We start from the raw sequence: 13,836 nt of genomic DNA on the forward strand, positions 1-13,836 counted from the left end.
AAATTAATAAAATTGAAGTAATGTTAATATATTTTGCTTTTATCATTTACTTACAAATATCTATTTTTATCTTATACTTATATAAGTTAGTTTCGACATTTTACATAAAAATTATATCACTTAATCAGATAAAACTTTAATAACTTTTGTTATAGCCTCTTCATTTATCGCTGATGCACGACCTTCACTGCCACCTAACTTACTCCATACATAATTATGAACATCTACAGCATTATCTAAATCTAGTTCTAACCACTTTGAAAGTTCACTATAAAGTTCATCATCATTTCCTTTTAATTTTACTAATACTTCTTCTATTGCCTTCTTTGTAATTTCTTCCTCACCCCATATAAGCCCATCTTCTGGTATGATTATAGTATTAGCTAATTGATGAACTCTGTCATATATATTTAGTAGCTCTTCTTCACTTAAAACTATGTTTGATTCCTTTATATCTTCATTTGTATCTATATTCGTATCTTTCTTTTCATTATTATCTTCTTCAGCTATCTCTGCTGCTACAGTGAAAGCATAATTAACTATATCGTATCCCTTAAACCATAATACAGTAGCTAATCCAATTAATAGCGTTACTATAATTGAAACCACTATTCTTTTCTTTTTTACATTTCTTTCAGTACCCTCTAAATTTTCTTCATAATCATCAGACTCATATAAATTCATTTCTTCTTTCTTATAACTCTCATTGCACCTTAACTCATCGACATTTTTATTATCTTTCTTAGTTGTACTATCTGTTTTTTGATGTATTTTTTCTTTTTTCTCTCCCATTTTTACCCCTCCCTAATATACCTAATTAAATTATACCACACTTTACCATTTTATTACTTATTTTACTTTTTATTTTAAAAAAATCTCCCAATATTAATCTATATTTTGATTAATATTGGGAGATTTAATTTTATCTATTATTCAAATTCAATAGTCGCAGGTGGTTTTCCTGTACAATCATACATTACTCTATTAACACCATTAACTTCATTCACTATTCTAGTTGTTACTTTTCCTAGAACTTCCCATGGAAGATCAGCCGATTCTGCTGTCATGAAATCACTTGTAGTTACTGCTCTAAGTGCAATCGCATAATCATAAGTTCTTTCATCACCCATAACTCCAACAGATCTCATGTTAGTTAAAGCTGCAAAATATTGACCTATAGTTTTATCTAGACCTGCTTTTGCAATTTCTTCTCTATAAATTGCATCTGCTTCTTGAACTATTTTAACTTTTTCAGCAGTTACTTCACCAATAATTCTTATACCAAGTCCTGGTCCTGGGAAAGGCTGTCTATAAACTAATTTTTCAGGAATTCCAAGTTCTAATCCGGCTTTTCTAACTTCATCTTTAAATAATAATCTAAGTGGTTCTACTATTTCTTTAAAATCAACATAGTCAGGCAGTCCCCCAACATTATGATGTGATTTAATAACCGCTGAATCACCAAGTCCACTTTCAATTATATCTGGATAAATTGTACCTTGAACTAAGAAATCAACAGCACCAATTTTTTTAGCTTCTTCTTCAAATACTCTAATGAATTCTTCACCTATTATTTTCCTTTTAGTTTCTGGGTCTTCAACTCCAGCTAAAGCTTCATAGAATCTCTCTTGAGCATTTACTCTTATAAAGTTTAAATCATATTGTCCCTCTGGTCCAAATATAGCTTCTACTTCATCGCCTTCATCTTTTCTAAGTAAACCATGATCAACAAATACACAAGTTAATTGTTTTCCAATAGCTTTTGATAAAAGAACTGCTGCAACAGATGAATCAACACCACCTGATAATGCACATAAAGCCTTACCATTACCAACCTTTTCTCTTATTTCCTCAATTGTCTTTTCAACAAATGAATCCATTTTCCAATCTCCAGAACATTTACAAATGTTATAAACAAAGTTTGATAACATTTTAGTTCCCTCTACAGAATGCATAACTTCTGGATGGAATTGAACTGCATAAAGATTTTTTTCTTCACATTCCATAGCAGCTACTGGACAAACAGGTGTAGTTCCCACTATCTTGAAGTTTTCAGGAGCTCTTTCTATGTAATCTGTATGACTCATCCAAACAATTGTTGATTCATGTACATCACTAAATAATTTAGATGTAGTATCAACTTTAACTACAGTTTTACCATATTCACTTACAGGAGCAGTTGCAACACTTCCTCCAAGAACGTGAGACATAAGTTGTGAACCATAACAAATACCAAGTACAGGTATTCCCAATTCGAATATAGCTTTATCACAAAGTGGTGAATTTTCACCATAAACACTATTTGGTCCACCAGTAAAAATTATTCCCTTTGGATTCATTTCTCTTATTTTATCAACACTTAAATTATAAGGATGTACCTCACAATATACATTACATTCTCTAACTCTTCTTGCTATTAATTGATTGTATTGACCACCAAAGTCAAGTACTAATATTAATTCCTTATTCATTAGAATCCTCCTAATGTCTTTTTTTTAATTATCTCGTAAAATTATACATTTTTCAACAAAAATATGAATATTATTTAAATTTTCCATAAAATAATTCGTTTTAAAAAAGAGGAAAATACAAAATATAAAAACTTATTAACAAAAGTCTATATATTTTTATTTCCTCCCCCTTTTTATAATTATTAATATTTTAAACTATTCTCTAACACTATAGTTTGGAGCCTCTTTAGTAATATTTATATCATGTGGATGGCTTTCTCTTATCCCTGAAGCAGTTTGAACAACAAATCCTGCATTTTCATATAAATCCTCTAAATTTGGTGCTCCAAGGTATCCCATACCTGATCTTATACCACCAATTAATTGATATAAAGTATCTGCTACATAACCCTTGTAAGCAACTCTTCCTTCAACGCCTTCTGGAACAAACTTTTTAGTTCCATTTTGGAAATACCTATCAGAAGATCCCTTTTCCATAGCTCCTAAAGAACCCATTCCTCTATAAACCTTATAGCTTCTTCCTTGATATATTTCCATTTCACCAGGTGCTTCTTCACAACCAGCAAGCATTGAACCCATCATACAAGCACATGCTCCACCAGCTAATGCCTTAACTATATCCCCAGAATATTTAAGACCACCATCAGCAATTACTGGCACTCCATATTTTCTTCCTTCTTCAGCGCAATCCATAACTGCAGTTAATTGAGGAACACCTACCCCTGCAACTATTCTTGTTGTACAAATAGAACCTGGTCCTATACCAACCTTAACACAATCTGCACCAGCTTCAGCTAAGTCTCTTGTAGCTTCTGCAGTAGCAACATTACCAGCAATTATTTGAAGTTCTGGATATTTAGCTTTTATCTTCTTAACTCCTTCAATAACTCCTTTTGAATGTCCATGAGCTGTATCTAATGTAATAACATCAACTTGTGCTCTAACTAATGCATCTACTCTATCCATCATATCGTTAGTTATACCTACAGACGCTCCACAAAGAAGTCTCCCTCTTGAATCCTTTGCTGCATTTGGATATGCTCTAACTTTTTCTATATCTTTTATTGTTATAAGTCCTTTTAAATTGTTATCTTTATCAACTAGAGGTAACTTTTCAATTTTATGAGTTTTTAAAATCTCTAACGCTTCTTCTAATGTAGTTCCTTCAGAAGCTGTTACTAATGGACTCTTAGTCATAACTTCTGAAACAAGCTTATCATGGTTTGTCTCAAAAACTATGTCTCTATTAGTTATTATTCCTACTAACTGAGTTCCTCTTGTAACTGGAACACCTGAGATTCTATATCTAGCCATTAATTCTAATGCTTCTCTTACTGTATGGTCTTCATTTAAGAATATCGGATCTGTAATTACTCCATTTTCTTGTCTTTTAACTCTATCAACTTCTCTTGCTTGATCTTCTATAGGCATATTCTTATGAATTATCCCTATTCCACCTTCTCTAGCCATAGCAATTGCCATTTTTGATTCAGTAACTGTATCCATACTAGCACTCATTAATGGTATATTTAATGTTATAGTTTTTGTTAATTGAGTTTTTAAACTAACTTGGTGTGGTAATACCTCTGATTTGTTTGGAACTAATAATACATCATCAAATGTGTAAGCTGTTTTTAAAATTCTTGCCATACTTAATCTCTCCCATCAATTTAAATCTTCTTATAACTTTTATGTATTTCATTAATAATTTATTTAACTCATAATCTATAATTTGCTTTTTCGTTTATTATATAACACTATTTAATATTCTCAGATATTACTTAATATTATTCCGTTATAATAAAATTTCTTTTCTTATTTTTAAGCTAGTACACTATTTATAAATTCAGCTTGCCGAACTTAAATTTATGTCAAATTAATTAAATGCATAGCTTATTATTGGGGTAAAACCTAAAATTCAATTAAAAAAAAGCATATTAATCCCACATTTCTATAAGTGAAATTAATATGCTTTTCAACCTAATATTATTCGTATACAAACATTAAGTTTTACATATATTAACATCACTCATAGACGAAAATTTAAGGTTTTCGGTAGAAACACCCATCCATATTACGGGCTTATATGAGTTCTTTTATTATTCGTGTTTTTTCGCTTTTTATCATTATAGTTTATGAAAGATTTATTGTCAATACAAATAATTTTACCTATAAAATCTTTTCTAATTTATATATCCTCTATTGTTATAAGCTGAATTTATCTATATTTAATCTATACTTAATAATATATACTAAAAAACAAGCTGCATTTAAAATACAGCCTGTTAATAAAAGATTTATATATGTTATATTTATAAATTTATAATACGATTTAGAACAATTCTGGTAGATATGCAGGATTATTTTCTCCTGTATCTATTGTATAAACCTTAATTGATTTATTTTTATTACTTATACTTATTGTGTTGGTAAATTCTTCCTCATTACTACTCTCCGGAACTATTGCAGAATAAGTAATTAATATTCTAGTATCTCTTTGTATACTTTCATTAATTTTAATTACATATTGCGAATTACTAACTGAAATATCTAATTTTGATTCCGAAACTTCATCCAATATAGTTTTTTCGTCATTACTTGTAACCTTATATATTTTTATATTATTTTTATTTATACTTTCTTTAGCATTAGTTACTTCCAATTTAGAATCAATAGATAAATTAATTGGAATACTATTTCCTCCTAATACGAATGTTGAAGCAAAATTAACATTCATACCGGCTGTCATTTCAAAGCCATTTAAATTTTCAATAATATTAACTTGTCTATTATCTCCTATGCCTTGATATAAACCATGAATCACCTCTGAAACTTGTGGCTCAACTGCAATCTCTATTATTTTAGAATTTTCACTAAAACTTATATTAAATTTTATTTTATTATTTTCTGCAAAACTCACATTTGTTCCATTTACTAAAATAGATAAAATATCATACCCAATTATTTCACTTATGGAAAGCTCATATTCTCCAGCCTCTATTGAGTTGAAATTAGTTTGTCCATCAATTATTGATATATTATTTTCATAAACTTTATTGCTTATTTTATTTATTAATGTAACTTTTGGACCTATCCCTAAGTTTTGATTACTATAATCATTTACCTTTAATATTACATTTACATTAGCACTTCTACTATTAAGTATTATTTTAGCTTCACACCTCTTCATAGAACTAGTGCCATTACTATAATTAATAATTATAGGTAACTCTTCACCAGTTACTTCTATTAAAGCTTTTAAGTTTCCTACTAAATATATCTTTCCACCCCTATACTCAGTATTTATATTGCTTAAAGTTACTATTTCATTTTTATCCGTTACTTCAATACTGTCAACTAAAATACTACTTGGATTAGTATCATTTTCTTTATCTAATTGAATTTCAAATGTTATATTTTCTCCAACTAAAGTATTAATGGTTTGACCCTTAGATGTTAATAATGGATTTTGAACTGGAGTTATCTTATACTCTTTAGTAGTTATTGCCCCCCTTGAATCCTCAGCTTCTATTGTTAAAGATATTTGTTTATTAACTATAAATAAACTTGATGGTATAGTTATAGGAAACTGTGAACCTTGATTCTTAAATCCACTTGGTATTTTATTTAATGGATCTTTATAAACTTGTGAACTTATATCTACTCCATTTAAAGATATTTTATTAATTTTAACTCTATCTCCATCAACATCTTTAACTATTGCATTAAACTCTAAATCTGAGTTATAAGGTATTTCAGTTACACTTTCCAATCCATATACTTCAGGTTTGTGATTAGCTCCTCTTTCAGCCTTTACTATTGTATTAACAAATAATCTTAACTCAGATTCAGGATACTCAATACTTTCTCTTGAATTTTCTCCCGTTCCTGAAAATGTAATATTACCTTTTGAATATGTATAATATGAGTTTCTAGAATCATATCTATTTACCTTATTACTTTGATGATTCCATTCTATATATTCATTATTTCCTACATTATTATTATTGTTTTCAGTTAAATTAAATAATGGTACTACATCATCATCTTCAAAATTAAGTTGTAAATATTGTCCATGAGTTCTTCTTACTCTTATTGTTTCGCCTAATTTAAATGGATAATTAGTTATTAAGGATTCATTTACTCTATAAACCTCAGTGCTATTACTATTATTAACTCCATTTAGCTCCAATAAAGTAGCCCCAGCTTCTTTTGGATATTTACTATCATCTCCATTTACTTCTGGTCTATTAGGATCATGCGTTATTTTTTCCCCATTTAGTCCTGTTTCATCTTCATTATTAGGATCTATATACCTAGATTGTCCTATAATATCTCTAAATGTTCTTATAAATTGTGGTGCATTTCTTATATTTTTTTGCCATCCATCCCAGCTTTTATACCATAAAGTATCATGAGTTAGCATTAATCCCTGACCTGATTCTATAAATTTTTTTATTTCTTCAATTCCCTGATTTGAAATACTCTTTTCTCTAAATGTATCTGCAAATCCCATTATAATCATATGATACTTGCTACCATTTAAAGGTGATGTCCCTGGTCCAAGGTTATTTCCTTGATAAAAATCTTGATAACTTATAACCTCAATATTTATTTCATAATCTTGAACTTCCTTTTCCTTTAATAGACTCTGAAATGCAGTATTGGTTTTTAAATTTAAATTTCCACCTTTCCACTGAGCAGAAGAGGCCTCTAAATTTCCACTTTCAAACGGCGATATCTGCAAAACATTTATTACTCTCTTTTCTTGTGTTACTCTTCTAAATAATATATTTCCATCAGTATAAGATTTTATGGGCTGCGAAGAATTCAAATCTATATCCTTTACTACCTCAATTCTCCACTCTAAATACCCAATAAACTGTGGAAAATCATTATATAAATTATATTCTAGCTTATATCCATCTTCTGGTATATTAACACCTTCAATTGTCTTTACTATTTCCTCTTCTTTAAATAATCCATCTCCATTAATATCTAAATATAAATTAATAGTTAAACTTTCACCAATTATGTCGCTAACATTTATATCAAATCGCATATTTCTCTTATATATCTTTCCCAAATCATCATCATGAGAATCTCCAATTGGTGATGTTGAAACTATTTTAGGTCTAATTAATGAATTATTTTCCTTTATTCTTTGTATATATTTATTAACAATATTATCTATACTTATCTTTTTATCATTACTATTAGAGTTCACACTCATATCTTTAACTAAATTATCTACAGACTGATTAAAATCTCCTTGAGAATTAGTTGTATGCCACCATAATTTCGAACTACTCATTTCTTTAATATCACTATCTATAAAGACAAGTTGTCCTGAATTAATAAATTCTTTTATTTCCTTAGCTTTTTTATTAGTAATATCATTTTCTAAATCTTTATAATCCTTAAACCATATAGTTCCTTCTAAATTATTTTCGGCATTTATAATTCCATTTGGATTAACCAAACTATTATCTACATACTTTCCAATTACAATTACATCATACTTTCCATTCAAATCATCAACTTTACCTATAAACTCTGCCATAGTCATATGAGTAATTTCTATTTTATATTTTTTATCATCTATAATTTTTTCAATCTCTTCAATACCAGTTGTAGACCTCGATGATAAATTAGTTAATTTAAAACTATCCGATGGTTCTATCTCTAATATCCTTATATCCGCACCAGTATAAATAGGTAATTCACTTATACTTCTGACTGTAACAACAGGAGTATCTATTATATTTGATATCATTGTATTATTTATATCCAATATATTTTCATATTCAATTTTACCTTCATTAAATGAAATATTCTCTCCCGAACTATTAGCTCTTATTTTAAAAGAAACAGTAAACTTATCGGCCACATATTTATTATTAGTGTTATCATAAATATATTTAACCTTATCTGCAAAATCTAAAACATATTTACCATTATCACTACTTACTAAACCCTCTCCATCTACTGGTGTAAATTTATCACCTAAATTAAATAATAATTTAGCTTCTTTTATTATAATTTCATTTGTTGAATCTTTAATAAATTCCTTTGGATTAATTTCATACGTTACTGTTATCTCTTCATCTAAATATGGATAATTAGGATTAGTGCCTATTAATTTTGCATCTATTTCTAATTCTTTTGTTGCAATTGCCCCTTCAGTTGTAAATGTATATGTTCCGACTGGCTTTTCATATTTGACTTCTATTAATGCATTTTTATTTTCATCTGCAATATAACACCCTTCTGGTACTTCCTTTAATACAACCTCATGGCTCCCTGTTGAAACAGTATCAAAAATTATATATCCATTATCATAATTACCTATTATTTCATTATTAAATTTATCTTTTAATACAACCTTTGATTCTGATGTTATATCATTATTAATTGAATCATTAACTTTTATCCTTATTTGACCTCTTTTAACATTAACATTTGTTGTTATATTGCTATTTGATTCTTTTGTACCATTTATATTATATTCATAACTACCTATTAACTGATATCCAACTCCCTCTTCGCTATTTATATCTATATCATCATTAATATTAAAATTATAAGTCATATTTTTACTTTCTGTTATATTACCAAAGTTTAAAACATAATCAAATGACGACTGTGTTATAAAATTATTAGGTTTACTATTTTTATCTAATGTAAACTTTGCATCTGTATAACTAATATTTTTATTACCTGAATGACTAAATGTAACTTTTATATCAGCATTATCACCAATAAGATATCCATTTTTAGTCGGTGAAAATGTAACTCCTAGTTTATCAGCATCTGTGGCTGAATATTCCCTTACATTAATTTCAATATTAGGTATAGCTACTGAATGAATTTTACCTTCAATATCCGTGTATGTTAATGAGCTATTTTCCTTAAACAGTTTTATACTGCCTGAATCCTTAGCCTTCACTGTGAATTTTATACTTTGAGGCTCTGCACGATACCAATTGTTTTCTTTTCTTTCATATACTATTGGATCAATCTCCACTTGATGCCCATTAATATTCACAGATCCACCATTAAAGGCACTAATGCTATCTGATAAATTTAAATTAAGTTTTACGTCATTAATTGAATATGAATTTATTAAAGTATCTGCAATTTTATTAAATACGCTTTCTATTGCACCTTCACTAGTTGCAAAAAACGTATTATTAGGATCATCATTATTAGTTGCTACTCCTCCCATTGATTTATGAATTTCTTCCATTTTTTCATTACCAGTAGAATTCAAACCATATCCTATAGAGAAAATATTATATCCATTTCCCCTTATTTTTTCACTTCCAATAGCTTCTGCATAAGCAGAAGATTTATTAATATTATCTTGACTATCCTCATTACCAGCTCCTGAAATACTTGGTGTTGTATTATCTATTTCTTTGTAGTGATTTAAATTAGTTCCAGTAATTGAATAATAAGTGGGCAGACCATCAGACATAAATACTATTGTTTTATTAGCATCTTTAGTTCCTTCATCTAATAAAAATTTAGCTTTTCTCAATCCTTCACCTGTATTGGTTCCACCTAATGCATCTATATTATCTATCATTTTTAACAATCTACTATCATTTACATCTAAAAAATATTCATCTGTATATGACTGATATTTAGGCACACTTCTATTTGTCCATACTCCATTGTAATATCTTTTAACAGTGGTCGTTCCACTCCTACTTATTGGATTAATTGTAGCTGAACTTGAATATACAACTATACCTATTTTTAAATTCTCTACTGATTTCATTTTATTTATAAATGCTTTTGCTGCATCTTTTAGCTCTTCTAATCTTGTTTTTGGCTTACATAATACTCCACTTACATAATGCGAACTAGTCTTTCCATGCTCACATTTTATTATTGTATCCATACTTCCTGATCCATCTAAAACAAGTACTATTTCCTTTGGCTTAGAAATATTATGTTGAAATGGTTCAGGGTTTATATGATATGTAACTTCAAATTCTTGTCCTACCATTGGGTTTTCCGGTACAATTCCCCCATATTGCAAATTGATTTGTGGCTTAATACTTATAGATGATAATTCATTAATCTGATTTTCCTCTTTATCTTCATCATTATGCTCATCTTTATATTCTTGCTCTTCTATGTCATTTAAAACATCATCTGCCCAAGCTAAACTTATTGGAATAAATGTAAATACCATCATAATAATTAATACCAAACTTAATATCTTACTTTTATTTAATTTTCTCATTTATTTATCTCCCCCCTTCATAATTACTCGTTTCTAAATGTTATTATAGATTCTATAGGATGCTCAACTACAGTAATTCCTTTTTTATAATATAAATTAATCTTAACTTTAACGTATATTGCATCTACCAATTTTTTGTCATCCATACTTTCAATTGAAAAAGCTTCAACATATTTAGATAAAGGTTGTCCATCATCTATTGATATAGAATAAATATTTTTATTATCTCTTCTATCCACTCTTTCCAATTTAAATATATAAGATTTATCATTATCTATATCTTCATCTTTAGGAACTTTTACTTCAAGTTTTCCTATATTATTTACAGTGTTTTCTGAATTTTTTTCTTCACTTAAAACTATATTTTCTGTATCACTACTATTTACATTTTCAATTTCAAAAACACTTTCAATTCCTTTAGATTGTGTTAATATTTCTGATATCTTATTTTCTATAGCAGTTGCATCCATTTGAAGTGTTGTTTCCATATCACTTTTAATCAAGTTCTTGCTTCCTGAAAGAAAAATAGGATAAACAAGTGACATAATCAATAGCATTATAGACATAGTAATTATCACTTCTAATAAAGTTATCCCTTTTTTCTTCATATAAAAACACCCTCTACTTTTATTTATTGGTATTCGACTCCCCAATTCGACTTTCCCCTGGGGCACACCTTCATTATTTTTTAATACTCCATAAGCTTTGTTTAATGTAATCTTTAACATTATGTTGCTTGCTACTATCATATTCAATTTCAACTGTTTCTGTATATTCATCTGTTGGTTGTACTATTACAGTATCATTTGAACCTTCTTTATATAATTTGTCGTAATAGATAGCTATTATTTCCTTAACTACTTTACTATCATAAATAAATTTCTTTTTTTTATTATCACTATTACAAACTAAATTTCCAGCTGCTATTATAGAACCTCTTACTTCTAACTGTCCATAAATTTCAACATTTCCATTAGTCATTATAAGACCAGTAAATTTAGCTTCATTATTATTGCTTAAATCTATTACTATATTGTTAGTATCTGATTTTAATTCATCTATTCTAACATTTGAATCATTCCCAACTAAAACAACATTCTTATTTTTTTCCTTATTGAATACTACTCTATAGTCATTAGGTGCTATCATTTCATTATATACATTAGGAAGATTTTCTAATAATAATTCCGTTGTTACAGATCTTAATCCCGTTTCAACACTTGTTGGCGGATTATCAAAATCAGCACCAATTATCCCGAACCCATAAACTTTTTTAGCAAATTTATCTTTTTCAGTCTTTATAATATTTAGCATTGTATCTGCTAATTTTCCACTAGAACCTTTTATAGTATTTCCATTTATATAGGCTCCTATTGAATATGTATCACTTGGTAAACTTACTGATACTAAATTTAATCTTGCCTTATTCTCTTCAATTTTTGAATAATCCTCAAAATACTGCGCTTTACTTATAACATTAACATCTGCTCCATTAATTTTAGATATTAACTGTAACGGCCTATCATATTGAAATTCAACATTTTCATAGTTAGTGTTACTATCACCTATTTCTTGCCCTTCTAAAGAAGTTGTATAAGCTAAATAATTTCCTTTTACAGCTACTGATTCACCTGTTTGATATTTATTATCTGTATTTATATAAGCAGTTCCTAAAATATACGCTTTCTCTTTTACATATAAATTTACATTATCTCTTGAGTTAATAATAATACTACTTGATGACCTATCTTGTCCTGAACTATTATCAGTAATATCATTTAATCCGTAAAAACTATTTAAATTTACTGTTGAGTTGTCTGCATATATAGATAAATCATTACTTAAATACACATTAGCTTTTTTATTTACTGATACATTTCTATTTATTGTTATATCAGTTCCTATATTATTAGAAGCATTGGCTTCATTAGTGTATTTACCCAAATGCAAGTTAGATGCATAAATATCTCCGTTCATTATTAAATTAGTATAATCTCTCATACTAATACTCTTAGTAGTAACTATATTCCCTTCAATATTGACATTTGTACTATCTTGAATTGAATTTCCATTAGATTCTATAATTATCCCATTTTTATATTTATTAAAAACATTTTGGTCTAATCCATTAACATCTGTTTCTTTAATGTCAGAACCTTTTACATATAAGTTACCTTCTATATCAATTTGACTACCTGATAAATATAAATTTCCGTCGATGGCAAAACTATTATCAAATACAGGTCTTTTAATTATTTGAACCTTTTTAGTTGTATTAGTTGGATTATATACTGGCACTGTTATTTTATATTTTAAATTAATAACCCTTTCTTGCTTTCCTGGTTGTGCTGTTAATTCAGTATCTACAGTATTTTTCCTTGTTATATTTTTATTTTCATCATCTTCAATGCCACTATAAAATTGAGATGTTATATCTAATTCTATTTCTTTATCTTCATCATCTAAATTAGGCATTTCTCCTATTATTTCTGCAATTATGTTTGGTGAAATATCATTTTCATATTTTATTTTTGAAAATATCTTTTCCGGTTCATTAATTTTAGATCCATTAACACTCATTTCACTTTTTATAAAATATTCAGTAAAAGATATTATGCTCTTTAAATATTCGCCATTAGTTATACATTTAGTAATGTTATCCTTCATTATTAAGCAAAAAGCTGTTTGAAAAATCTCATCTTCAACCTTTTTTAATTCTTCTCTATTTAAAGTTAAATCTGATTTTATTATTCTACTTTTACTATTGTCTCCTATCTTTACAGGAAATTTTAACTCTGTTCCATTTTTTACAGCTTCTCTTTCAACTTCTATAAGATTATAATTCTTATAAAGTAGTTCATTAACAGCTTTATTGCTAAGACTTATTGCAGTTTCAATAGTCTTTGCTATAACGTTATAAGTTACATCTAATCCTGATTCAGATGAATAAAGATTTTGTGCTCTTTTACTTTCATTGATTTGATTTTTATATACAACAGACGTTGTTGATACTATTGCTGTTCCAACAGTAATTAACATAAGAAAAATTACTAATACCAATACTAAACTCGAACCCTTTTTCTTCTTTCTCATCTATACCTACCCCAC

At 27.9% G+C, this 13,836-nt stretch carries 6 protein-coding genes and 1 riboswitch; all 6 genes read right to left on the reverse strand.

The features are described from left to right. Positions 1 to 120 precede the first annotated feature (120 nt). The 6 genes from LPC13_RS11475 to LPC13_RS11500 all read right to left on the reverse strand — a co-directional run bounded on the left by LPC13_RS11475 (position 121) and on the right by LPC13_RS11500 (position 13,821). The gene (locus LPC13_RS11475; protein WP_005216012.1) at positions 121 to 792 is read right to left on the reverse strand and encodes a DUF6241 domain-containing protein; all 672 of its coding nucleotides are present in this window, start codon (positions 790 to 792) and stop codon (positions 121 to 123) included. A gap of 137 nt (positions 793 to 929) precedes the next feature. After that, positions 930 to 2,471 carry a glutamine-hydrolyzing GMP synthase gene (gene guaA / locus LPC13_RS11480; protein ID WP_005216011.1) on the reverse strand — a complete coding sequence of 514 codons (1,542 nt, stop codon included), beginning with the start codon at positions 2,469 to 2,471 and terminating at the stop codon, positions 930 to 932. 195 nt (positions 2,472 to 2,666) lie between these two features. Further along, entirely contained in the window at positions 2,667 to 4,121 is a 1,455-nt protein-coding gene (gene guaB, locus LPC13_RS11485; protein ID WP_005216010.1) for an IMP dehydrogenase, read from the reverse strand. Between the two features lie 362 nt (positions 4,122 to 4,483). Further along, positions 4,484 to 4,581: riboswitch (purine riboswitch) on the reverse strand. A 222-nt stretch (positions 4,582 to 4,803) separates the two neighbouring features. After that, entirely contained in the window at positions 4,804 to 10,728 is a 5,925-nt protein-coding gene (locus tag LPC13_RS11490; RefSeq protein WP_234088818.1) for a DUF5057 domain-containing protein, read from the reverse strand. A gap of 23 nt (positions 10,729 to 10,751) precedes the next feature. Continuing rightward, the gene (locus LPC13_RS11495) at positions 10,752 to 11,336 is read right to left on the reverse strand and encodes a type II secretion system protein (RefSeq protein ID WP_169317591.1); all 585 of its coding nucleotides are present in this window, start codon (positions 11,334 to 11,336) and stop codon (positions 10,752 to 10,754) included. Positions 11,337 to 11,409: 73 nt separating this feature from the next. Beyond that, a complete protein-coding gene (locus LPC13_RS11500; RefSeq protein ID WP_005216005.1) occupies positions 11,410 to 13,821 on the reverse strand; it encodes a hypothetical protein in 2,412 nt (803 codons plus the stop codon). Positions 13,822 to 13,836: the final 15 nt, after the last annotated feature.

The sequence above is a fragment of the Clostridium celatum genome (genome assembly GCF_021412605.1).
Classification (GTDB): Bacteria; Bacillota; Clostridia; order Clostridiales; family Clostridiaceae; genus Clostridium; species Clostridium celatum.

Bases quoted from the DNA above. Each gene is read 5' to 3' on its own strand.
- LPC13_RS11475 (WP_005216012.1), bottom strand. From the start codon at position 792: ATGGGAGAGAAAAAAGAAAAAATACATCAAAAAACAGATAGTACAACT.
- guaA (WP_005216011.1), bottom strand. From the start codon at position 2,471: ATGAATAAGGAATTAATATTAGTACTTGACTTTGGTGGTCAATACAAT.
- guaB (WP_005216010.1), bottom strand. From the start codon at position 4,121: ATGGCAAGAATTTTAAAAACAGCTTACACATTTGATGATGTATTATTA.
- LPC13_RS11490 (WP_234088818.1), bottom strand. From the start codon at position 10,728: ATGAGAAAATTAAATAAAAGTAAGATATTAAGTTTGGTATTAATTATT.
- LPC13_RS11495 (WP_169317591.1), bottom strand. From the start codon at position 11,336: ATGAAGAAAAAAGGGATAACTTTATTAGAAGTGATAATTACTATGTCT.
- LPC13_RS11500 (WP_005216005.1), bottom strand. From the start codon at position 13,821: ATGAGAAAGAAGAAAAAGGGTTCGAGTTTAGTATTGGTATTAGTAATT.